Here is a 21,094-nt window from a genome sequence, read left to right as displayed (position 1 = left end):
AGGTGCGGATCCGTGGACGCCGCGACCGCTCGTGAGCGACTGGAAGACATGCTCGCCGAACTCGACCGTTCGATCGGGGTGCTGCAGGGCGACCCGGTGGCGATCCGGGAGTATTCAGCCGCCGACGCGGGCTCCGACCTGACCGACGCCGATCGCGCCCGGGCGATGCTGACCGTCGCGACCACGCAGCGCAGGGCGGTGGTCGACGCCATCAAGAGGCTGGACGAAGGCACCTACGGACGGTGCGTCGACTGCGGCGCGCTGGTGCCCGAGGGCAGGCTGGAGGCCCGCCCGGAGGCGTCGCGGTGCGTGCAGTGCCAGGGCAAGCGCGAGCGCAGGCGCTGACCGCTCAGATCTTGCGGGCGCTGGCCACCAGGTGGATGCCGACCGTGTCGTCCTCGTCCGGACGCGCGTCGAGCTCGGTGCGCACCAGGTAGGACAGGGTGCGCGTGTCGGAGCCGAGCACGTGGTCGACCGTCGAGGGCGACAGCACCGTGCGCGGACGCACCCACTCGACGTCGAGGCCGGCGCCCATGAGCAGCTCGCGCAGCTGCGTGCTGCTGAAGCAGCGCGTGATGCTGCCGTCGGGCCACGGCACCAGCATGACCTCGCCGGTCTGCCGCAGGTGTTGCCACTGGCCCTGCTCGGCCAGGATCGCCATGCCCAGCACCAGCGAGTCGACGCACACCAGGGCGCGCCCGCCGGGCTTGAGCACGCGGGCCACGTCGCTCATCGCCGACTCGGCCATCAGCTCGATCGACATCGCGCGTTCCTCGGCGACCACCGCGTCGACGCTCTCGTCGGGCAGGAAGGACAGGTCGTCGGCGCGCACGTGGCGGACCAGCCCCGCCTCCCGCAGCCGGACGCCCTCTGAAGTCCGGCGGAAGTCGAGCACCTCGATCACCCGGTGACCCGCCCGGGCGGCCTGGCTGGACCACCGGCCGCGGCCGCCGGACAGGTCGAGGACGACCGAGGGCTGGGCGGGGAGCCATCTGCTGAGCTGTTCGGCGACGACGGCGTGGTAAAAGGTCCAGTACGGCCCCAGCGTTCCTGAGCCGTTGAGTTCCTCGGCCGGAATGGGCAGCACGCGCGACTCCTGGGTTCCGGAAAATGGCTACCAGCCGGTACGTATGGTTTTCCCCGCACCGGGTTGTTCGTCACCTTCTATCTTGCGGGAACAGACGAAGACACGGGCGTGTTGCGAGGAGCATGCTCACTTTGCTCGACGCCCTCCCCGATGACCGCCCGGTCACCGGCGAACGGGTATCCTCCCCTGAGTACGGTGTCCCGCCACAGCTGGTCACCGGTGATCTTAGGGGGGTGGGTCCGGTGCCCGCGACAGGCGCGGAGACTCTGGAACAGCGGGGCGAGCGGTTCGAGCGTGATGTCATGCCTTACCTCGAGCAGCTCTATTCGGCCGCGCTCCGGATGACCCGGAACCCCGCCGACGCCGAGGACCTGCTGCAGGAGACCTTCGCCAAGGCGTTCGCGTCCTTCCACCAGTTCCAGGAAGGCACCAACCTCAAGGCGTGGCTCTACCGTATCCTCACCAATACTTTCATCAACAATTACCGCAAGAAGCAGCGCGAGCCCAAGCAGGCCGGCACCGAGGAGATCGAAGACTGGCAGCTCATGCGGGCCGGCTCCCACACCTCCAGCGGGCTGAAGTCGGCTGAGGTCGAGGCGCTCGAGCACCTCCCCGACGGCGACGTCAAGGAGGCCTTGGCCGCGCTGCCCGAAGACTTCCGGATCGCTGTCTACCTCGCCGACGTCGAGGGCTTTCCTTACAAGGAGATCGCCGAGATCATGGGCACTCCGATCGGCACCGTGATGTCAAGGCTCCATCGCGGGCGCAGACAGTTGCGCGGTCTTCTGGAGGATTACGCTCGTGAGCGGGGCCTGGTCCCGACGGAGGGATCGAAATGAGCTGTGGCAAGCCGCATGAGACCGACTGTCGTGAGGTGCTCGACAGGGTCTACGAGTACCTCGACGGCGAGCTGACCGCCGGAGATGTCGCAGACATCCGCGTGCATCTCGACGAGTGCGGCCCCTGCCTGGAGGAGTACGACCTCGACAAGGCGATCAAGCAGCTCGTCGCCAAGAAGTGCGGCTGCGATCCGGTCCCCGACGACCTGCGCGACAAAGTGCTGGCGCGTATCGCACGGGTGAGGGCCGAGCTGTCCGACTAGGATCTCCCCATGCGCGTGCTTGTCACCGGGGGTGCCGGGTTCATCGGATCCAATCTCGTCGACCGTCTGCTCGCCGAAGGGCATGAGGTCGCCGTCGTCGACGACCTGTCCTCGGGCGGCCGCGACAACCTCGCCCAGGCGACCGGGACCGGCCGGCTCCGGCTGCATGAGCTCGACATCCGCGACCCCGCCCTGGTCGCCCTGGCCGCCGAGCTGAGGCCGGAGGTCGTCTGCCATCTCGCCGCGCAGATCAGCGTGCGCAAGAGCGTCGCCGACCCGGTGCTCGACGCCAGTCTCAACGTCACCGGCACCGCCGCCGTGCTCACCGCCGCGCGTGAGGGCGGCGCGCGCAAGGTGGTGTTCGCCTCGTCCGTCGCGGTCTACGGCAGGCCGCAGACGATCCCCGTGCCGGCCGGCGCCCCCACCGACCCGCGCTCTCCTTACGCCGCCTCCAAGCTCAGCGGCGAGACCTATCTCGCCGCCTTCCGCGGCCTGTACGGCATGGAATACACCACGCTCGTGCTGGCCAACGTCTACGGGCCGCGCCAGTCGCCCGAAGGCGAGGCGGGAGTGGTGTCGATCTTCACCGACGCGCTGCTCGGCGGCACTCCCACGGTCGTCTACGGCGACGGCACGCAGACCCGCGACTACGTCTACGTCGACGACGTCGTGGAGGGCTTCGTCCGGGCGTGCGGCTCCACCGGCGACGGCCGCCGGTTCAACCTCGGCACCGGCATCCAGACCACCGACCGCAGGCTCCACTCGCTGATCGCCGACGCGGCCGGCGCGCCCGACAAGCCGGGCTTCGCCCCGCCGCGGCCCGGCGATCTGCCGGCCATGGCCGTCGACCCGGTGCCCGCCTATGAGGGCCTCGGCTGGGAGCCGCGCGTTGATTTGTCCACAGGCGTGAAGAACACGGTCGAATGGGCCAGAAGTCGCCGCAGGTAGTTGTTCGATTACACTTTGCTTGCGATTCGTGACTCGGCCGGTTTGCGGGCGCCGTCTTCTGTAGCGTGAGCCCCAGAAATCGACGTGGAGGCCAGCGCATGTTGAAGCCACTGATCGCCCGGCTGTTCACGGCCGTCGTGCTCATCACCCCCGTGGCCGCGTTCCTGGTGGGCATGGCCACGCCCCCCGGGGTTTCCTGGACCTGAACGTGCGTTGGGGGCCGCAATGCGTGATCTGCCGTGGCCCGCGAGGGTCTACCTGGTCGCCCTGATCGGCGCGGTGGCCGGGCTCGTCGGGTGGAGCGCCGTCGCGCCCCAGGGCTCGGCCGTCGCGGGCAAGCTCGACGTCCTGCTCGTGCTCATGCTCCTGTTCCTGGTGTGCGAGTCGATGCCGACGTTGCTGACCGTGGAGCATTTCGCGGTGTCGGTCAGCTTCTCGGCGGCGCTGGCCGCCGTGGTGCTGATCGGGCCCGAGGGCGCGGCCCTGGTGGGGCTGACCGCCGTGCTGAGCGTGCGGCCCGGGCTGCCGCTCATCAAGCGCGTCTTCAACGGGGCGCAGTTCGCCATCTGCGGCTACGCGGCCGGCTTCGTCTACGTCTGGCTCGGCGGCGCGATCGGCGTGCCGGAGGTCCACGAGTTCGACGACCTCATCGGCCCGTACGTCGGCGCCACCGCGGTGTTCGTGCCGCTCAACATCCTGCTCACGCTCACCATGGTCCGGCTGGCGACCCGCGTCAGGCCGGTCGAGATGCCGTTGCGCGGGCTGGCCCAGTTCCTGCTGTCCTACTTCGGCTACGGCACGTTCGGGTTGCTGGTGGCGGGCCTGTGGGCGACCATCCAGTCGATCTCGGCGGTGCTGGTGCTGGTGCCGCTGTTCGTGGCGCGCTGGGCGTTCGGCCAGTATCACGCGCAGCAGCGCTCGTACGACGCCACGATCGCGGCGCTGTGCCAGGCGGTGGAGACCAAGGACTACTACACCCGAGGCCACTGCACCCGGGTGTCACTGGCGTCCGGCATGATCGCCGAGGAGGTCGGCATGGGCGTGGAGCGGATGCGCGCCATCCGTTACGCGGGCATGCTGCACGACGTGGGCAAGCTCGGCGTGCCGACCAAGGTGCTGCAGAAGGACGGGCCGCTCACCGAGGAGGAGTTCGCCGCGATCCAGCTCCACCCGATGCGCGGGCTGGAGATCGTGCAGGGCATCGACTTCCTCGACGAGGCGTTCGCCGGGATCATGCACCACCACGAGCGCCACGACGGCAAGGGCTACCCGATGGGGCTGGCCGGCGACGAGATCCCGGAGTTCGCCCGGATCATCGCGGTGGCCGACGCGTTCGACTCGATGACCTCCGTCCGCTCCTACCGCGGCGCGCGGCCCGTCAGCGTGGCCGTGGAGGAGCTGCGCAAGGGGGCGGGCACCCAGTTCGACCCGGTGATGGTGGCGGCGTTCGTGCGGGCGCTGGAGCGCGAGCCGTGGCAGCCGCCGCGGCGCGTCGATCTGCCGCCCCCCGACGCCGCCGAGACCCCCACGAAGGACCACGACGACCCCACCATGCCCATCCAAGTGGTGACCGGGCAGTGACCCGCGCGCTCCGGCGGCTCCGCACGGGTCAGCTGGTGCTCATCTGCACCGCGGGCGCTGTGGCTCTGGCGGGCATCGCCCATGTCTCGGCCGAGGGGCTCGACCGGCCGGAGATCGCCGTCGGGTTCGGCGCGCTGATCGCGGCCGGCGAGCTGGCCAGGCTCACCATGCCGGGCAACCGGGAGGTCGCCCCGATCGGGGCCGCCGCCGCGCTCGGCTACACGCTGCTGCTCGACCTCAGCCAGGTCCAGCTGCACCACTCCGCGCTCCAGGTGGTGGCGGTGATCGCGGTCGGCATGATCGCGGGCGCGCTGCCCCACCTGGCGGTCGGCCGGCCTCCCCGGCTCGACGCGATGGCCCGCCGCCTGCTCACCGGCGCGCTGCTGGCCGCCGCCTTCAGGCCGCTCGCCGATCCGCTCTACTGGCTGACCCAGGGCGAGGGCGGCACCTGGTGGCCGGCGCTCGGCGTGATGGTGGTGCTGATCGGCCTGATGCTGCTGATCGACATGCTGATCGCGGCCATGCTCAGGGCCGAGCAGGTGCGCACGGCCTTCCGGGTGGCGCTGCGCGACGAGCTCAACGTCGCCTTCCCGCTCGGCGCCGCGGTGGCGTCCTCCGGGGTGCTGCTGGCGCTCGCCACGCACAGCATGGACCTCGTGGCGCTGCTCGTGTTCGCGGCCCCGCTGCTGGTCACCCAGGTGGCCTTCCGCAAGTACGCCGGGATCCGCGCCACCTACCTGCAGACCGTGCGCGCCCTGTCCAGGGTCACCGAGGTCGGCGGCTACGTCGAGCCGGGCCACTCGCGCAGGGTGAGCCGCCTGGCCGTGGCCGTCGGCAGGGAGCTGGGCATGGCCGAGCCGGAGCTGCTGGAGCTCGAGTACGCCGCGCTGATGCACGACATCGGCCAGCTCTCGCTGCGCGACCCCATCCCCGGCGGCGCCACCGTGCTCGCCGAGCCCGACCAGGCCCGGCGCATCGCCGAGCTGGGCGCCGAGGTGATCAGGCAGACAGGGGTGCTGGACCGGGTGGCCGACCTGGTGAGCCGTCAGTGCGACCCGGTGAGCGAGGACCCTCCGCTGGCCAGCCGCATCATCAAGGTCGTCAACGCCTACGACGACCTGTTGGGCGGGTCGACCGACCGCGACCGGGCGAGCGCCGCGCTGGAACGGCTGAGGCTGGGCGCGGGGGTCGCGTACGATGCCGACGCGGTCGAGGCGCTGGCCCGCGTGGCGGGCCGCCTGCTGCTGCGGCTGTAGGGGTCGCGCAGTGAGCCGGGCCGCTAGCGGGTTTCCGTGAGCTCACCATTGTAGGAATCCTACAGAACCGGTTGTCCGGATCGGTGGTGTCGAGGGAAAGGGATCAGGGGTGCGGGAGCCGTAGGGTTGCTCCGTGCTGACTGAGTCGCTGGGGCCTGTTCTGGTCGCCAACCGGGGAGAGATCGCCCGCCGGATCATCCGTACCGTCAAGCGGCTGGGGCTGCGGGCGGTGGCGGTCCACTCGGAGGCGGACGCGGGGTTGCCGTTCGTGCGTGAGGCCGACGAGGCGGTGCTGATCGGCCCGGCCGCGCCCGCGCAGAGCTACCTCGACACGGCCAAGGTGCTGGAGGCGGCCAGGGCGACCGGAGCCCGCGCCATCCACCCCGGTTACGGGTTTCTGGCGGAGAACGCCCGGTTCGCGCAGGCCGTGATCGACGCCGGGCTGGTCTGGGTCGGGCCGTCGCCCGAGGCGATCGACCGGATGGGCGACAAGATCAACGCGCGCAACCTGATGGAGGCGGCCGGTGTGCCGGTCGCGGCCGGCACCCGCGAGCCCGCCACCGACCTCGACCTGGCGCTGGAGGCCGCCCGGAGCATCGGCTACCCGGTGATGGTCAAGACCGCCGGGGGCGGCGGCGGGATCGGCATGAGCGTGGCGCGCGACGAGAGGGAGCTGGCCAAGGCGTTCGAGCAGGCGTCCAGGGCGGCCGCGCGGTTCGCCACGGGCGACGCGCCGGACGGGCCGGCCATCCTGCTGGAGCGCTACATCGAGCGGGCCCGCCACGTCGAGGTGCAGATCCTGGGCCTGCCCGGCGGCAAGGTCGTGGCGCTGGGCGAGCGCGACTGCTCGGTGCAGCGCCGCCACCAGAAGGTGGTGGAGGAGTCGCCGTCACCCGGGCTCACCCCCGAGCTGCGCGAGCGCATGCTCGCGGCGGCCGTGCGGGCCGGGGAGGCGGTCGGCTACCTCGGCGCCGGCACCGTCGAGTGCCTGGTCGACGCCGACGCGCAGGACTTCGTCTTCCTGGAGATGAACACCCGGCTCCAGGTGGAGCATCCGGTCACCGAGCTGGTCACCGGGCTCGACCTGGTGGAGCTGCAGCTGCGCGTCGCGGCGGGGGAGTGTCCCGAGGTGACGACGGCGACGGCCGGGCACGCGATCGAGTTCCGCGTCTACGCCGAGGACCCGAAGCGCTTCTTCCCCGGGCCCGGCACGATCACCGTGTGGGACGAGCCGACCGGCGACGGGGTGCGGGTCGACTCCGGCTACGCGGCCGGTGACACGGTGACCCCGTTCTACGACCCGCTCATGGCCAAGCTGTGCGTGCACGCGCCGACCCGTACCGAGGCGCTGGAGCGGGCCCGCAAGGCGGTGGCGAGCTTCACCGTCGAGGGTCCCAAGAACAACCTGGCGTTCTGCGCGGAGCTGCTGGAGCACCGCGAGTTCGTCAAGGGTGACTACGACACGGGTCTGGTGGCGCGGATGCGCGGCGGCAGGCCCGCATGACATTGTTGGATCATTTCCTCGAAGGGAGTCGCGGTGGCTGAGGTCCGTGCGGAGATGGTGGCGAACGTCTGGAAGGTGGTCGTCAAGGAGGGCGATGCGGTCTCCGACGGCGACACGCTGGTCATTCTCGAGTCGATGAAGATGGAGATCCCGGTGCTCGCCGAGGACGACGGCGTGGTGGTCCGGCTGAAGGTGGCCGAGGGCGACGTGATCCAGGAAGGCGACCTGATCGCCGTCATCGAGTGACGCGGCTCATGAACCTGTCGCGGTCGACCACGACCCGCTCGATCGTGCCGCGGGCGACGACCGCGTGCCTGTCGCGGGCGAGGAAGCCGAAGGTCAGCCGCCTGCCGTCGACCGCGGTCAGCTCGGTCTCGATCTCGACGTGGGTGCCGACCGGGCTGGCCGCCAGGTGCTCCAGCTCGGCGCGGGTGCCCACGGAGGTCTGGCCCGGCTCCAGGTGGTCGAAGACGGCTCGCACGGTGGCCTGCTCGGCGAGGGCCAGCAGGCGCGGTGTGGCGAGCACGGGCACGTCGCCGCTGCCGATCTTCGTCGCGGTGTCCTCCACCTCGACCATGACCATCAGCTGGGCGCGCAGACCTGGAGCGAGCGTCATGCGTCCAAGCCTAGTAGTCGGCTACGGGCATCGAGATCTGGTGCAAAACGGGGACAAGCATGACCCCGAGGCCGCAGGATAGGGTTTGTACGGCTTATGGCATTTGTGTGGCGTGTGAGAAGGGTGAGTCGTACTCTCTCGAAGTTCCGTGACCTCTGTGTTACCTCACCGCGACACAAGTCCGCTTTGTTGGAGAACCCTGGGGTGGGCGAGGTTCGAGAGGTAGAGGGGTAGCGGGGGAAGTCATGGTGGCCCAAGGGACGACGCTGGCCGGGCGGTATCGTCTGGATACCCGCATCGGCGCGGGCGGCATGGGCGAGGTCTGGCGCGGCGAGGACACCGTCCTGGCCCGGACCGTCGCCGTAAAGGTGCTGCTTCCGGGCCGCATGCAAGACCCCGGGTTCCTGGCCCGTTTCCAGGCCGAGGCCAGGGCGATGGCCACGATCAACCACTCCGGGGTCGTCGACGTCTACGACTACGGCGTGAGCGGCGACACCGTCTACCTGGTGATGAAGTTCGTCGACGGCGAGCCGCTCGACCGGCTGCTCACCCGCCTGGGCCGGATCGCCCCCCAGCCGGCCATGGAGCTGATCGCGCAGGCGGCGTCCGCCCTGCAGGCCGTCCACGACCAGGGCATCGTGCACCGCGACGTGAAGCCGGGCAACCTGCTCGTGCAGCGCGACGGCACGCTCGTGCTCACCGACTTCGGCATCGCCCGCTCCGACCTGGGCAACCGGCTCACCGACGCCGGCATGGTGCTCGGCACCGCCGCCTACTGCGCGCCCGAGCAGGCCGAGGGCGCCCCGGTCACACCAGCGGTCGACATCTACGCGCTCGGCGTGGTCGCCTACGAGTGCCTGGCAGGGCAGCGGCCGTTCGACGGCGACAGCCCCGTCACGATCGCGCTCAAGCACATCAGGGAGGCGCCTCCGCCGCTGCCTCCCGACATCCCGCCGCCGGTGCGCGCGCTGGTGGAGCAGGCGCTGTCCAAGGACCCCGCGCGGCGCTTCCCGAACGCCCGGGCGATGAGCGAGGCGGCGCGCATGATCGCCGCCGGCCAGTTGCCGCCCGCCCAGCCGTCCATGCCGTCGACGGGCGCCACCATGCCCCCGCCGGTGGCGTCCTATCAGACGGGCGCCATGCAGGCCCCCGAGGCGACCACGGTGGCGGGGCCGCGGCAGAGCCGCCGCGCCGCCGCCAAGGCGCCCCGCCGGGGCGGTCTGGTGGCCGCCCTGGCCGCGGCCCTGGTGGTCGGGGTGGGCGCGGGCGCGGTCGCGCTGACCAACATGAGCGGCGAGACGGTGCCGCCCCCCGACCCGGACAAGGCGGCGATGAGCCAGCCGGCCGAGGTCACCGACGAGCCGACCCCCGCCAAGACCACCACGAAGCCGCCCAAGCCCAGGCCCACTCCGACGACGGAGACGCCGGTCCGCCCGGAGACGACGCCGACACCCGAGGAGACGAAGCCGTCGCAGTCCCCCACTCCCACGGCGACCCCTACGGCGACGCCGTCCAAGACGCCCTCCGCCACCCCGACGACTCCCAAGCCCAAGAAGCCTGTGCCCTACGTGGTCGACCTGCCGTATCCGCAGGCGAAGTCCATGCTCAGCGCCTCCGGGTTCAAGATCTACGCCGACGACCAGACCGGCGGCAAGGTCAAGGAGGAGTGCCTGAAGGTCGCGCAGAGCTGGCCGGACGGCGGGGAGGAGCTCATCGTGGGCAAGGTGGTCAAGGTCGTCCTCATCCCGATCGACCCCTGCCCCTCGTCCACTCCGAGCGCCTCGGTCACGCCGGTCCCCAAGAACTAGCCCCTCACACCCCCGTGGTGTTGCGCGGGTAGGCGATCTGCGGGTCGGTGGCGATGTTCACCATGTACGGGATGCCGGAGTCGAACGCGCGGCGCAGCGCGGGCCCGATCTCCGACGGGTGGGTGACCAGCTCGCCGCCGCCGCCCAGCGCCGTCACCACCTGGTCGTAGCGACACTGCGGCTGCAGCTCGGCCGCCACGTCGTAGCCGTAGAGCAGCTGCATGGGGTGCTTCTCCAGGCCCCAGATGCCGTTGTTGCCGCAGATCATGACGACCGGCAGGCGGTGCCGTACGAGCGTGTCGACGTCCATCAGCGAGAAGCCCGCGGCGCCGTCGCCGAGCAGCAGCACCACCTGGGAGGACGGGCGGGCCAGGCGGGCGGCGATGGCGTAGCCGAGCCCGGTGCCGAGGCAGCCGTACGGGCCGGGGTCGAGCCAGTTGCCCGGCTGCCGGGGCTCGACGTACTTGCCGGCGTAGGAGACGAAGTCGCCGCCGTCGCCGATGACCACCGCGTCGTCGGCGAGGACCTTGCCCAGCTCGCCGTAGATGCGCATGGGATGGATCGGGTCGGTGTCGGCGGCCAGCAGGTCGGCGTCGCCGGCGATGGCCGCGGAGGCGGTGTCGGCGAGCGTGGACAGCCAGGCGGCGTAGCGGGAGGGCTTGACGCCCGCCTCGCCGCAGGCGTCGCCGAGGCTCCACAGCACCACGGACAGGTCGCCGGCGGTGGAGGCGGCCGGGGGCATGTGGGTGACCAGGTGGGACGGGGCGTCGGTGATGTGCACCACCTTGGCCAGCGGGGCGCCGTCCTTGCCGCCGAACCAGCCGTAGCCGAGCCGGAAGTCGAGCGGGGTGCCGATCACGACGACCAGGTCGGCCTTGGCGAACGCCTGGCCGCGGGCGCGGGTGACGAGCAGCTCGTGGCCGGCCGGCAGGATGCCGCGGCCCTGGCCGTTGGGGATGACCGGCAGCCGCCACGCCTCGGCGAAGTCGCGGGCGGCCTCCTCGGCCCGGTCCATCCACACGTCGGACCCGTACACCAGGACCGGGCGCTCGGCCTCGGCCAGCAGCCGGGCGATGGCGCGCAGGTCGTCGGGGTCGGGCTCCAGCGGCGAGGGCGTCTGCGTCTGCGGCTCGTGCACCGGCGACGGCGAGAACAGGTGGTCCATGTAGAAGTCGAGGAAGACGGGCCCCCGGTGCGGCGCCACGGCCGTGCGGAAGGCCATCTCGACGTCCTGGCCGGTCGACTCGGGGCCGGAGGAGGTGAACGCCAGCTTGGTGATCGGGGCCAGCAGCGGCGGGTGGTCCATCTCCTGCAGGGCGCCGCTGCCCCAGCGGGACTGGGGGGCCCGCCCGCCCATGACGACCACCGGCGAGCCGTTGAAGTGGGCCGTGGCCACGCCGCTGACGCCGTTGGTGATGCCGGGGCCCGCGGTGAGCACCGCCAGGCCGGGCTTCCTCGTCAGGCGGGCGGTGGCCTCCGCGGCGAACACCGCGCTCTGTTCGTGGCGCACGTCGAGGATGCGCATGCCCTCGTGCTGGGCGCCGTCGTACAGGGGGAAGACATGTCCTCCCGAGAGGGTGAACATGGTCTCGACACCATAGGCCTTGGACACGGCGACGGCGGCGTCACCGGCGTGCTTCGCAGACTCCATAGCCCGGAACTTACCAATGAGTCACATGAGTAAACAGCCTTCAAGGAGGAGGTCAGCAGCAGATGTGGATGACGCCGTCGCGGGTCGTGGCGCGCACCTTGCGTGACGAGGACGGGTCGACGCGGCTCTCGACGTCCGTCTCGGGGGCGCTGGCGGTCACGTCGTAGTCGCCTTCGGGCAGGTCCATCCCGATGTCGCCGACGGCCCTGACCACGGCGCGCACGTCGGCCGGGGGAGTGTCGAACGACAGCCGCACCGTGCCGGTGCCGGTCTCGGCGTCCACCACGCCGCCGCGCAGGCGTGCGGCGTCGATGTCACCGGTCTCGCTGCGCAGCCGCAGGTCACCGGTCAGGTCGTCGGCGTCGACGAGTCCCCAGGCGGAGGTGAGGCTGACGTCGCCGTGGATGCCGCTGACGCTCAGCGAGGCGCTCGTGGTCGCCTCGATGTCGGTCTCCGGTGGGACGAACAGCTGGTAGTTGACCAGGCAGTCCGGCTGACCGGGGAGGTGGTCGCCGGGGCAGCCGCCGTCGAGGCGGAGCGCGTTGTCAGCCCACTCCTCGCTCACCGTGGGCTTCCGCCCGGTCCACATCAGCTGGCGCCCCACCCCGACGGAACCGGCCCGGCCCGCCTGGATGTGCACGTGGATGTCGTCGCCGGCCTCGATCGTCAGCGCGCCGCCCCGGAACGGGATGGACCGCCACGTCAGCTCGGTGGGCGGGCTGGGGTCGGCGACGGCCTGCCAGACGAGGTTGGTGGAGACGGCCAGTGCGACCACCGTCAGGGTCGCGCCCAGGACCAGCCAGAGCCGCCTCACGGCAAGCTCCTGATCTTGAGGAACTGGAGCACGGCCAGCACCCGCCGGTGGTCGCCCTCGGCGGGGGGCAGGTCGAGCTTGGCGAAGATGTTGCCGATGTGCTTGCCCACCGCGCCCTCGCTGAGCACCAGCGCCTGCCCGATGCCCGCGTTGGAGCGGCCCTCCGCCATCAGCTGGAGCACCTCGTACTCGCGGGGTGTCAGCCGGTCCAGCGGGTCACTGTGGCCGCGCAGCAGGAGCTGGGCCACCACCTCCGGGTCGAGCGCGGTGCCGCCGGCCGCGACCCTGCGCAGCGCGTCGACGAACTCGGCGACGTCAGCCACCCGGTCCTTCAGGAGGTAGCCGACGCCGCCCGTGGCGGACGACAGCAGCTGGGCGGCGTAGCGCTCCTCCACGTACTGCGACAGCACCAGGACGGCGAGCGCCGGCCGCCGGCGGCGCAGCACCAGCGCGGCCCGCAGCCCCTCGTCGGTGTGCGTGGGCGGCATGCGGACGTCGGTGAGCACGAGGTCGGGCCGGTGCTCCTCGGCGGCCCGCAGCAGCCCTTCGGCCTCGGCCACGGCCGCGACCACCCGCATGCCCGAGCCCTCCAGCAGCCGGATCAGCCCTTCGCGCAGCAGTACGGAGTCCTCGGCGAGCACTATGCGCACGGTAGTTCCACCTCGATCGTCGTCGGCCCGCCCAGCGGGCTGCTCAGCCGCAGCGTGCCGTCGACGGACTCGACCCGCTGGGCCAGGCCGCGCAGCCCGGTGCCCCGGTCCATCGTCGCGCCTCCGCAGCCGTCGTCGTACACCAGCAGGCGCAGCCGGTCGCGCTCGCGCCGCACGGTCACCTCGGCCCTGGCGGCCGCGGCGTGCTTGGCGATGTTGGTCAGTGCCTCGGACACGGTGAAGAACGCCACCGCCTCGATCGTCGGGGAGACGCGGCGGTCGATGCCGACCTCCAGCCGCACCGGGATGGGGGCCCGCGCGGCCACGCCGGAGAGCGCCGCGTCCAGGCCCTGGTCGTTGAGCACCGCGGGGTGCAGGCCGCGGACGAGGTCGCGCAGCTCCCTGAGCGCCTGCTTGGCCTCCTCGTGCGCCTGCTCGATGGCCTGGCGCGCGGGGTCGGGCAGGTCGGTCAGCGTGGCGCGGGCGATGCCGAGGTTCATCGCGAGGGACACCAGCCGCTGCTGGGCGCCGTCGTGCAGGTCGCGCTCGATGCGGCGGCGCTCGGCGTCCGCGGCGTCGATCACGCCCGCGCGGCTCTCGGTCAGCGTCTCGATCCGCTCGTCCAGCTCCTTGCGGCTGGGGCCGAGCAGCGCGCGGGCGATCGCCAGGTCCAGCGCGGCCATGACGCGGGCCAGCGGCGGCGCCAGCACCAGCAGGACGACGCCGGCCAGCGCGTAGACGACCGCCACCGCCGGGTCGCGCAGGTCGGGCGTGAAGACCATGGGCGGCGGGCTGGACAGCGGCCCCAGGAAGGCCAGCACGCCCACGAGGCCCGCCCCCCAGGCCAGCGACACCAGGACGGCCGCGGGGAAGCTCACGAGCGGCGACAGCGCGTGGTAGCCCACCTGCCGCCACAGGCTCAGCGTGCGCCAGCCGGACGCCACCGGGACCGGCGGGATGCGCGCCCCCTGGAACGCCGCGAACCTGGAGCGCTGCACCCCGGTGAGCCAGGGCAGGGCGTGGCGGAGCGCGGCGGGGAACAGGGCCAGCGGGAGCGTCGCCGCGGCGAGCAGGCAGGCGACGGGCAGCCCGGTGATCACGTGCGCGGTGTCCAGCCAGGCCCTGGCCGACCAGGGACGGGGGACCTTCATGGAATCCACCGTATTGAGGTGGAAGGTCCGCTGGACATGGGTTTGTCGTCCGGGTCCGGGGTGGGGTTAGCCCCACCCCCGGTCAGGTGCGCGACTTCGGCCTGGCCCGGACGTGCATGCGCTCGCCCTGCCGGCCGAAGAGGCTGAGGACCTCGACGGGCTGCTCGTCGGCGGAGCCGAACCAGTGGGGCAGCCGCGTGTCGAACTCGGCCGCCTCCCCGGCCTTCAGCACCAGGTCGCGGTCGGCCAGCACCAGGCGCAGCCGTCCGGACAGCACGTAGAGCCATTCGTAGCCCTCGTGGGTCTGCGGCTCGGGTGTGCCGCCCCGGTGCGGGATGATCATCTTGAACGCCTGCAGCGGGCCCGGCTGGCGGGTCAGCGGCAGCACGGTCATGCCGTTGAGCCGCCGTGGGGTGGGGCGGATGCGCGGGTCGCCGACCTCGGGCGCGCCCACCAGCTCCTGCAGCGGCACCTGGTAGGCCTGGGCGATGGGCAGCAGCAGCTCCAGCGTGGGCCGGCGCTGTCCCGACTCCAGGCGCGACAGCGTGCTGGTGGAGATGCCGGTGGCCTCGGCCAGCCCGGTCAGGGTCAGGCCGTGCTCGGCGCGCAGCCGCCTGAGCCGGGGGCCGACCTGGGTCAGGACGTCCTCGATCGCTTCCGTCATGGCCACTCCCGCAACGTGACTTGCCGTTCCGGCAATCCTAGACGTGGTACGAGTCGCGGAACGCGGCGGGGTCGAAGGCGCCGCCCAGCGTCACGGCCAGCCCGCGCCGCGCCACCGCCGCGAAGGCGCCGGCGTCGAGCAGCCCGGCGCCCTCCGGCAGCGCGCCCGCCAGCGGCCGCGCCGCCAGCATCTCCAGGTCGGCCACGTTGCTCCGCTCGATCACGCCGGGCTCGGCGGGCCACCCGCCGATGACCACCCCGGCCAGGTCCAGCCCGCGGTGCGCGAGCGCCTCCAGAGTGAGCGCCGTGTGGTTGAGCGTGCCGCAGCCCGCCCCGGTCACGACCAGCACCTGCGCGCCCAGCAGCCTGGCCAGGTCGGCGATCGTCGCGCCGTCCTCGTCGAAGCGCACCAGCAGCCCGCCCGTGCCCTCCACGACCACCAGCCGGCTGCTCTCGGCCAGCTCCCTGATCCGCAGGGCGGCCTGCGCGAGCGACACCGGCGGCACCCCGGCCGCCCGCGCCGCCGCGGCCGGCGACAGCGGCTGCTCGAAACGGGCCAGCTCGAACGTGGTCGGCACCCCGGACAGCCTGATGACCTCGTCCAGGTCGCCGCGCTCGCCGGGCCGCACGCCGGTCTGCGCGGGCTTGACCACCGCCGCGCTCGCCCCGCGCGTGCGGGCCAGCGCCGCCAGGGCCGCGCACACCACTGTCTTGCCCACGCCCGAGCCGGTGCCGGTGACCACGATGACGCTCATCGGCCCAGCGTAGAGGGGCGCGGCTCAGGGACGGCGCAGGCGGGTGACGAACTTGTAGCGGTCGCCGCGGTAGAGCGACTGCGCCCACTCCACCGGGTTGCCGTCGGCGTCGAAGGCGTGGCGGGTGAGCAGCAGCATGGGCAGGCCCACGTCCACGCCGAGCAGCTTGGCGTCGTACGGGGTGGCCAGCACGGTCTCGATGATCTCCTCGGCGTCGGTCAGCCGCACGGTGTAGGCGTTGTGCAGCGTCTCGTACAGCGAGGAGTGCACCTCCAGCTCGCGGCGCAGGCGCGGGAAGCGCCGCGCCGACAGGTGGGTGGTGTCGACCGAGACGGGCTCGCCGTTGGCCAGCCGCAGGCGGTGGATGCGCAGCACGCGGCCGCCCGGGTTGATCGCCAGCCGCCGCGCCAGCGGCTCGTCGGCGGTGATGTAGCCCATCTCCAGGATCTTCGTGTCGGGCTCCAGCCCCGCCGTGCGCAGGTCTCCGATGTACGAGGTGAGCTGCAGCACCTGGGCCACCTTGGGCTGCGCGACGAACGTGCCCTTGCCCTGGATGCGCAGCAGCCGTCCTTCGACGACCAGCTCGGTCAGCGCCTGCCTGACCGTGGTGCGGGAGGTCTCGAAGCGCACCGCGAGAGTCCGCTCGGGGGGCAGCGCGGTGCCCGGCTGGAGCGACTTCGTGAGCTCGAGCAGGCTCCGCTTCACGTCGTAGTACTTCGGTACGCGAGGGCCTTCGTCTGTCACGCTCTCACCTTCACTTCTGCCACGGCGGTGAGGGCGTGTCGGATCACCGCTAGATCATCGGAACCCAGATCTGCCCTCACGGTCAACCGCGCGCGAGGGCAGCGCGCCGGTGCCCCGGCTCTCTGCTCCGCGCAGACCCGCTCACCTGCCCTGCCGCGCGCCCGTACGGGCAGCTCAGGCTGATGGTGAAGGATATCCACAGCCGTGGGCGGCGTGGCAACCGAGGATCGCGTCCTTCCTGTTCGCGCAGGTGCGCAGTCGTACGGGAGACGTGCCTTTCGTCTCCTGCCCCCGCCGGTGATGTGATGGTTATCACTGGCCGTCCTCTGAGCGCGTACGGCCAGGGCGCCGGTTTGGATGTTCGGCGGGAAACCACGCATGATGCAGTCGTGCCGACTCTCAGCGACCTCGTCGTCCGCCACACCGCGCTCGACGGGGCGGACCTCGACTGGCTGCACTCGCTGGTCTCCGACTGGCAGCTGCTGGCGGACCTGTCGTTCGCCGACCTCATCCTGTGGGCGCCGCTGCTGGGGGAGGACGGCTGGATCGCGATCGCCCAGATGCGGCCCACCACCGGCCCCACCGTCTACCACGACGACGTCGTCGGCAGCGTCGTGGCCAGGGGCGAGCGCCCGCTGATCGACACCGCCTGGAGCGAGCGGCGCATCTGTCGCGAGGGCGACCCCGACTGGTCGACGGGCGTCCCGGTGCGGGAGGAGACCATCCCGGTGCGACGGGCCGTCCCCGGCGGCGACGCCCGGTTCCTGGCCGTCATCCAGCGCTCCACCAACCTGTCGTCCGCCCGCACCCCGTCGCGGCTGGAGCTGACCTACCTGCAGAGCGCCTCCGACCTGGCGCAGATGGTGGCGGAGGGCCGCTTCCCGTTCTCCGGCGAGGAGCCCATCCTGGTGCGCTCGCCGCGCGTCGGCGACGGCCTGCTGCGGCTCGACCGGGCCGGCCGGGTCACGTACGCGTCCCCGAACGCGCTGTCGGCCTACCGGCGGCTCGGCCTGCACGCCGACCTGGTGGGCGTCGAGCTGGGCCGGGTCACCGCCACCCTGTGCTACTCCGACGAGCCGATCAACGAAGACCTGATGATCGTGGCCAGCGGGCGGGCCGCCAAGGAGACCGAGGTCGAGTCCGGCGGCACGATCGTGCAACTGCGCGCGATCCCGCTGATCGTCGGCGGCGGCCGCATCGGCGCGCTGGTGCTCATCCGCGACGTGACCGAGCTGCGGCGGCGCGAGCGCGAGCTGATGACCAAGGACGCCACCATCCGCGAGATCCACCACCGGGTCAAGAACAACCTGCAGACCGTCGCCGCCCTGCTCAGGCTGCAGGCCAGGCGGCTGCAGGTGCCGGAGGGCCGGGAGGCGCTTGAGGAGGCGGTGCGGCGGGTCGGGTCGATCGCGATCGTGCACGAGACCCTCTCGCACGCGCCGGAGGAGTTCGTCGACTTCGACGAGATCGCCGACCGCGTGATCGCGATGGCGGGGGAGGTGTCGGCGCCGGAGGCCGGGGTCACGCCGCGCCGGCTGGGGGCGTTCGGCGTGCTGCCCTCGCTCATCGCCACCCCGCTGGCCATGGCCCTGACCGAGCTGATGCAGAACGCGCTCCAGCACGGCCGGCCCGAGCGGCTGCAGGTGGTGGTGGAGTCGGGCCCCGAGCGGCTGCGCGTCGTCGTCTGGGACGACGGCAGGGGCCTGCCCGAGGGGTTCGACCTCGACAGCTCGACCAGCCTCGGGCTGCAGATCGTCCGCACGCTCGTCGAGGGGGAGCTGTCGGGCAAGCTCTCGGTGAGACCGCGCGAAGGCGGCGGCACGGAAGCGACGCTCTCCATCCCGCTGCCCGCCGGAGACCGTCAGAAAGCCTGAACGCCGCGTCCCCTGGCTATCGGGGACGCGGCGCGGTCCTGGCGGACACGGTGTCGTGCCAGGCTGGTCGGCTCGTCGCGGTTTTCAGGCGGGTTCCTGCCTTCTGCGTCGATGTCGGTCAGGCGGTCGCGCGGGCGCGGGCCCGAGCGGTGCGTCGCTTGAGCGCGCGACGCTCGTCCTCACTGAGGCCGCCCCACACACCGGCGTCCTGACCGGACTCCAGCGCCCACTTGAGGCAGGCTTCCACGGCCGAACAGGAACGGCAGACCTCTTTGGCTTCCTCGATCTGCATGAGTGCCGGTCCGGTGTTCCCGATCGGGAAGAACAGCTCGGGGTCCACGTCACGGCAGGCGGCTCGGTGTCGCCAGTCCATGCGTCCACTCCTTAGTAGATGGAGCCTGCGGTCGGCTCCAGTGCGGCTACTACTTTGTGAAGAGTTTCACTAAGGCGTGCGAACAATTCCCCGGCACCTTGTGGTGGAGCCGGGGCTGCCCGCATACGGCGGAGGACCAGGGGTTTTGGCTAAAGGTCCTACGTTCCGACGTCACTATGAGCTTTTCAGCCACGGAGAGTGCACGCAAGAGGGCAACACCCAAGTTTTCCCCGTAATGGCTGTCGTATGCGTCACACCATGACCGAATGTAACCAGCTAGACCAGAACTTGTAACGCGTTCGGTGTAGCACGGAAGGTCACGGCCTCACGTTCCCCCAAATAGTCTCCGTCCAGTTGAAAGGCCACGGGACGGTCCGCGGTGAGCGTGAACTCGGCCTCGTCGTGCAGCTGCACGAGGTGTTTGCCCGACGGAAGGCTGTCACGTTGCGTGAGGATGTGGCGGATCACCGGCAGCAGGGCCATGACGCCCATCCGGCGCAGCCCGAGCAGGTCGAGCCCGGTCTCGAAGCCCGCCCAAGGGGTGGGCTGGACGGGCCTGCTGCCGAGGTACGTCCACGGCGAGGTGTTGGAGACGATCGCCATGAACACGCCCCTGGCCCTGGGGATGCCGGGGCCGGTCAGCGTCATCGCCGGACGCCGCTTGTCGGTGGCGAGGTAGTGGCGCAGCGCGGTGTTCACGTAGCGGGCGGGCGTGGCCTTGCGGCCGGTGCCGCGCAGGCCCTCCACGGCCCTGATGACCTCGGCGTCGTAGCCCAGGCCCGAGCAGAAGGTGAAATAGCGGCTCTCGCCCTCCCACAGCGCCTGCCCCAGCCCCACGGTGCGCCGGCGGCCCTCGCGCAGCGCCTCCAGCACCGCGCCGGTGGCCTCCACCGGGTTGTTGGGCAGCCCGAGGGCGCGGGCGAACACGTTGGCGCTGCCGCCGGGGATGACGGCGAGCGCGGGGCGGCTCATGCTCGGGTCGTCGCCGAGCGGCTCGGGGGCGCCGTTGACCGGGTTGAGCAGGCCGTTCACGGTCTCGTTGATGGTGCCGTCGCCGCCCAGCACGACCACCATGTCGTAGCCCTTGGCGCGGGCGGTGGCGGCCAGCGTGGCCGCGTGGCCGCGGTAGGCCGTCTCCTCGACGGCCAGCTCGACGGCCGCGCCGAGCGCGCGGAGCAGCACGTTGCGCGTGCGGGCGTTGGTGGTGGTGGCCTTGGGGTTGACCAGGAGCATCGCGCGCATGAGGCCAGGGTAGCCGCTGATGGATGTCCGGCTTGTCGTGAACATCCTTTTTTAAGGTGGTCGCGCAGGGAAAGTAAGGCGGCCGGGGCGGATAGGGTTCGGGTGTGGGGAAGCGTCCGTGGAGTTTGGTGATGGCAGCCGTGATCGTCGCCCTTGAGGGGCTGGTCGCGCTGGGCCTGGGAGTTTACGCCGCGGTCGGGACCGTGCTCGGCGGGGCGTCCGACCTGACGGCCGCGCTGGCCGAGGCCGCGTTCGGGGTGCTGATCGGCGCCGGGCTGCTCTGGGTGGCATGGGGCGGGCTGCTGGCCGGCCAGCGCTGGGGGAGGGCCCCCGGCGTGGTGGCCCAGATCTTCCTGTTGCCGGTCGCCGTGACGCTCATCCAGTCAGACCAGCCCGCGCTCGGGATCCCGCTGATCGCGGTCGCCCTCGCCGGGCTGGGCATGTTGCTGGCGCCTCCCACCACTCACGCGTTCTTCGGCGACGACGCCTAGTCGTCGGCCGTCAGGCCCTCGCGGAGCTGGGCGAGGGTGCGGGCGAGCAGCCGCGACACGTGCATCTGCGAGATGCCGAGCTCGGTGGCGATCTGCGACTGGGTCATGTTGCCGAAGAACCGCAGCAGCAGGATGCGCTTCTCGCGCGGCGGCAGCCGTTCGAGCAGCGGTTTGAGCGACTCACGGTATTCGACGCCTTCGAGCGACTCGTCCACGATGCCGAGCGAGTCGGACACCGCGGGGGCGTCGTCGTCGCCGGAGTCGGGCGCGTCGAGGGAGACCGTCGAGTAGGCGTTGGCCGACTCGAGGCCCTCCAGCACCTCCTCCTCGGTCATCTTCAGGAAGGCGGCCAGCTCCGCGACGGTGGGGGCGCGCCCCTCGCGCTGCGACAGCTCGCTGATGGCCTTCGTGAGCGAGAGCTTCAGCTCCTGCAGGCGGCGCGGCACCCGGACCGCCCAGCCCTTGTCGCGGAAGTGACGCTTGATCTCGCCGACGATGGTGGGCGTCGCGTACGTGGAGAACTCGACGCCGCGGTTGAGGTCGAAGCGGTCGATGGACTTGATCAGCCCGATGGTGGCGACCTGGGTGAGGTCGTCGAGCCACTCGCCTCGGTTGCGGAAGCGGCGGGCCAGGTATTCGACCAGGGGAAGGTGGAGCTCGACCAACTCGTCCCTGATGCGTTGCCGGCGCGGCTCGTCGGGGCCCAGCTCGGACAGCTCGGCGAACAGCATGCGAGCACGGACCCGGTCGGGCACGGCGTGGTCGCTGGCGGCCATGGCTCCAG

General features: G+C 71.7%; 23 protein-coding genes. 11 read left to right on the top strand and 12 right to left on the bottom strand.

Features of this window, described 5'->3' with window-relative positions; all coding sequences use genetic code 11:
- The first annotated feature begins 12 nt into the window (after positions 1-12).
- Positions 13-345, top strand: a complete 333-nt coding sequence (locus tag AB0K05_RS41845; protein WP_148029328.1) for a TraR/DksA C4-type zinc finger protein — start codon at positions 13-15, stop codon at positions 343-345.
- 4 nt (positions 346-349) lie between these two features.
- Here the strand turns inward: AB0K05_RS41845 and AB0K05_RS41840 are convergent, their stop codons facing one another.
- On the bottom strand, positions 350-1,087 hold the full coding sequence (locus tag AB0K05_RS41840) for a methyltransferase domain-containing protein (protein WP_148029329.1): 738 nt from the start codon (positions 1,085-1,087) through the stop codon (positions 350-352).
- Positions 1,088-1,320: 233 nt separating this feature from the next.
- Between AB0K05_RS41840 and AB0K05_RS41835 the strand changes: the two genes are divergently transcribed.
- The 7 genes from AB0K05_RS41835 to AB0K05_RS41805 all read left to right on the top strand — a co-directional run bounded on the left by AB0K05_RS41835 (position 1,321) and on the right by AB0K05_RS41805 (position 7,724).
- Positions 1,321-1,926: a sigma-70 family RNA polymerase sigma factor gene (locus AB0K05_RS41835; RefSeq protein WP_364237062.1), complete on the top strand. Its 606-nt coding sequence runs from the start codon at positions 1,321-1,323 to the stop codon at positions 1,924-1,926.
- Positions 1,923-2,189, top strand: coding sequence for a mycothiol system anti-sigma-R factor (rsrA, locus tag AB0K05_RS41830; protein ID WP_148029330.1), 267 nt, complete (start codon positions 1,923-1,925; stop codon positions 2,187-2,189). The genes AB0K05_RS41835 and rsrA overlap by 4 nt, the downstream gene beginning before the upstream one ends.
- A gap of 9 nt (positions 2,190-2,198) precedes the next feature.
- Positions 2,199-3,137, top strand: a complete 939-nt coding sequence (locus tag AB0K05_RS41825) for an NAD-dependent epimerase/dehydratase family protein (protein ID WP_364237042.1) — start codon at positions 2,199-2,201, stop codon at positions 3,135-3,137.
- A gap of 225 nt (positions 3,138-3,362) precedes the next feature.
- Positions 3,363-4,718, top strand: a complete 1,356-nt coding sequence (locus AB0K05_RS41820; RefSeq protein WP_364237040.1) for an HD-GYP domain-containing protein — start codon at positions 3,363-3,365, stop codon at positions 4,716-4,718.
- On the top strand, positions 4,715-5,974 hold the full coding sequence (locus AB0K05_RS41815; RefSeq protein WP_364237038.1) for an HD domain-containing phosphohydrolase: 1,260 nt from the start codon (positions 4,715-4,717) through the stop codon (positions 5,972-5,974). The genes AB0K05_RS41820 and AB0K05_RS41815 overlap by 4 nt, the downstream gene beginning before the upstream one ends.
- Before the next feature lie 133 nt (positions 5,975-6,107).
- Complete coding sequence (locus AB0K05_RS41810) at positions 6,108-7,478, top strand: biotin carboxylase N-terminal domain-containing protein (RefSeq protein ID WP_364237036.1); 1,371 nt, start codon at positions 6,108-6,110, stop codon at positions 7,476-7,478.
- Positions 7,479-7,511: 33 nt separating this feature from the next.
- Complete coding sequence (locus AB0K05_RS41805) at positions 7,512-7,724, top strand: biotin/lipoyl-binding carrier protein (RefSeq protein WP_148029334.1); 213 nt, start codon at positions 7,512-7,514, stop codon at positions 7,722-7,724.
- Here the strand turns inward: AB0K05_RS41805 and AB0K05_RS41800 are convergent.
- Positions 7,714-8,094 carry a hotdog domain-containing protein gene (locus tag AB0K05_RS41800; protein ID WP_364237033.1) on the bottom strand — a complete coding sequence of 127 codons (381 nt, stop codon included), beginning with the start codon at positions 8,092-8,094 and terminating at the stop codon, positions 7,714-7,716. The genes AB0K05_RS41805 and AB0K05_RS41800 overlap by 11 nt on opposite strands.
- Positions 8,095-8,339: 245 nt before the next feature.
- Between AB0K05_RS41800 and AB0K05_RS41795 the strand changes: the two genes are divergently transcribed.
- Positions 8,340-9,902 (top strand): serine/threonine-protein kinase, encoded by a 1,563-nt coding sequence (locus AB0K05_RS41795; protein WP_364237031.1) that lies wholly within the window; start codon positions 8,340-8,342, stop codon positions 9,900-9,902.
- A 4-nt stretch (positions 9,903-9,906) separates the two neighbouring features.
- On the opposite strand, the gene AB0K05_RS41790 is transcribed toward AB0K05_RS41795, so the two are convergent.
- From AB0K05_RS41790 to AB0K05_RS41760, 7 genes are all read right to left on the bottom strand, one after another.
- Entirely contained in the window at positions 9,907-11,553 is a 1,647-nt protein-coding gene (locus AB0K05_RS41790) for an acetolactate synthase (protein ID WP_219548970.1), read from the bottom strand.
- Positions 11,554-11,605: 52 nt separating this feature from the next.
- Entirely contained in the window at positions 11,606-12,367 is a 762-nt protein-coding gene (locus AB0K05_RS41785; RefSeq protein WP_148029337.1) for a hypothetical protein, read from the bottom strand.
- On the bottom strand, positions 12,364-13,017 hold the full coding sequence (locus AB0K05_RS41780) for a response regulator transcription factor (RefSeq protein WP_271276583.1): 654 nt from the start codon (positions 13,015-13,017) through the stop codon (positions 12,364-12,366). Before AB0K05_RS41780 ends, AB0K05_RS41785 begins: the two co-directional genes overlap by 4 nt.
- Positions 13,008-14,168 carry a histidine kinase gene (locus AB0K05_RS41775; protein ID WP_364237027.1) on the bottom strand — a complete coding sequence of 387 codons (1,161 nt, stop codon included), beginning with the start codon at positions 14,166-14,168 and terminating at the stop codon, positions 13,008-13,010. The genes AB0K05_RS41780 and AB0K05_RS41775 overlap by 10 nt, the downstream gene beginning before the upstream one ends.
- An 82-nt stretch (positions 14,169-14,250) precedes the next feature.
- The gene (locus AB0K05_RS41770) at positions 14,251-14,832 is read right to left on the bottom strand and encodes an XRE family transcriptional regulator (protein ID WP_364237024.1); all 582 of its coding nucleotides are present in this window, start codon (positions 14,830-14,832) and stop codon (positions 14,251-14,253) included.
- Positions 14,833-14,869: 37 nt separating this feature from the next.
- A complete protein-coding gene (gene bioD, locus AB0K05_RS41765) occupies positions 14,870-15,586 on the bottom strand; it encodes a dethiobiotin synthase (protein ID WP_148029341.1) in 717 nt (238 codons plus the stop codon).
- 24 nt (positions 15,587-15,610) lie between these two features.
- On the bottom strand, positions 15,611-16,330 hold the full coding sequence (locus AB0K05_RS41760; protein WP_148029342.1) for a GntR family transcriptional regulator: 720 nt from the start codon (positions 16,328-16,330) through the stop codon (positions 15,611-15,613).
- Positions 16,331-16,719: 389 nt separating this feature from the next.
- Here AB0K05_RS41760 and AB0K05_RS41755 point away from each other — a divergent pair, with 389 nt between their 5' ends.
- Positions 16,720-18,204: a PAS domain-containing sensor histidine kinase gene (locus tag AB0K05_RS41755; protein WP_148029343.1), complete on the top strand. Its 1,485-nt coding sequence runs from the start codon at positions 16,720-16,722 to the stop codon at positions 18,202-18,204.
- 118 nt (positions 18,205-18,322) lie between these two features.
- Here the strand turns inward: AB0K05_RS41755 and AB0K05_RS41750 are convergent, their stop codons facing one another.
- Together AB0K05_RS41750 and AB0K05_RS41745 are read right to left on the bottom strand one after the other, a co-directional pair.
- Positions 18,323-18,577, bottom strand: coding sequence for a WhiB family transcriptional regulator (locus tag AB0K05_RS41750; protein ID WP_148029344.1), 255 nt, complete (start codon positions 18,575-18,577; stop codon positions 18,323-18,325).
- A 276-nt stretch (positions 18,578-18,853) separates the two neighbouring features.
- A complete protein-coding gene (locus AB0K05_RS41745) occupies positions 18,854-19,819 on the bottom strand; it encodes a diacylglycerol kinase family protein (RefSeq protein ID WP_148029345.1) in 966 nt (321 codons plus the stop codon).
- 131 nt (positions 19,820-19,950) lie between these two features.
- Here AB0K05_RS41745 and AB0K05_RS41740 point away from each other — a divergent pair, with 131 nt between their 5' ends.
- Positions 19,951-20,310 (top strand): hypothetical protein, encoded by a 360-nt coding sequence (locus tag AB0K05_RS41740; protein WP_246640839.1) that lies wholly within the window; start codon positions 19,951-19,953, stop codon positions 20,308-20,310.
- Here AB0K05_RS41740 and AB0K05_RS41735 read toward each other — a convergent pair.
- Entirely contained in the window at positions 20,307-21,086 is a 780-nt protein-coding gene (locus AB0K05_RS41735) for an RNA polymerase sigma factor SigF (protein WP_187280956.1), read from the bottom strand. The two genes, AB0K05_RS41740 and AB0K05_RS41735, sit on opposite strands and share 4 nt — an antisense overlap.
- Positions 21,087-21,094: the final 8 nt, after the last annotated feature.

The organism is Nonomuraea sp. NPDC049486 (genome assembly GCF_040676925.1).
Classification (GTDB): Bacteria; Actinomycetota; Actinomycetes; order Streptosporangiales; family Streptosporangiaceae; genus Nonomuraea; species Nonomuraea ferruginea.
The sequence above is the reverse complement of the archived record's forward strand: the minus strand, read 5'-3'. Positions and strand labels throughout refer to the sequence as shown.

What these genes read in the sequence shown, in the direction of transcription:
- rsrA (WP_148029330.1), top strand. Translation starts at nt 1,923, where the DNA reads ATGAGCTGTGGCAAGCCGCATGAGACCGACTGTCGTGAGGTGCTCGAC.
- AB0K05_RS41825 (WP_364237042.1), top strand. Translation starts at nt 2,199, where the DNA reads ATGCGCGTGCTTGTCACCGGGGGTGCCGGGTTCATCGGATCCAATCTC.
- AB0K05_RS41820 (WP_364237040.1), top strand. Translation starts at nt 3,363, where the DNA reads ATGCGTGATCTGCCGTGGCCCGCGAGGGTCTACCTGGTCGCCCTGATC.
- AB0K05_RS41800 (WP_364237033.1), bottom strand. Translation starts at nt 8,094, where the DNA reads ATGACGCTCGCTCCAGGTCTGCGCGCCCAGCTGATGGTCATGGTCGAG.
- AB0K05_RS41795 (WP_364237031.1), top strand. Translation starts at nt 8,340, where the DNA reads ATGGTGGCCCAAGGGACGACGCTGGCCGGGCGGTATCGTCTGGATACC.
- AB0K05_RS41790 (WP_219548970.1), bottom strand. Translation starts at nt 11,553, where the DNA reads ATGGAGTCTGCGAAGCACGCCGGTGACGCCGCCGTCGCCGTGTCCAAG.
- AB0K05_RS41775 (WP_364237027.1), bottom strand. Translation starts at nt 14,168, where the DNA reads ATGAAGGTCCCCCGTCCCTGGTCGGCCAGGGCCTGGCTGGACACCGCG.
- AB0K05_RS41770 (WP_364237024.1), bottom strand. Translation starts at nt 14,832, where the DNA reads ATGACGGAAGCGATCGAGGACGTCCTGACCCAGGTCGGCCCCCGGCTC.
- bioD (WP_148029341.1), bottom strand. Translation starts at nt 15,586, where the DNA reads ATGAGCGTCATCGTGGTCACCGGCACCGGCTCGGGCGTGGGCAAGACA.
- AB0K05_RS41750 (WP_148029344.1), bottom strand. Translation starts at nt 18,577, where the DNA reads ATGGACTGGCGACACCGAGCCGCCTGCCGTGACGTGGACCCCGAGCTG.
- AB0K05_RS41745 (WP_148029345.1), bottom strand. Translation starts at nt 19,819, where the DNA reads ATGCGCGCGATGCTCCTGGTCAACCCCAAGGCCACCACCACCAACGCC.
- AB0K05_RS41740 (WP_246640839.1), top strand. Translation starts at nt 19,951, where the DNA reads ATGGCAGCCGTGATCGTCGCCCTTGAGGGGCTGGTCGCGCTGGGCCTG.
- AB0K05_RS41735 (WP_187280956.1), bottom strand. Translation starts at nt 21,086, where the DNA reads ATGGCCGCCAGCGACCACGCCGTGCCCGACCGGGTCCGTGCTCGCATG.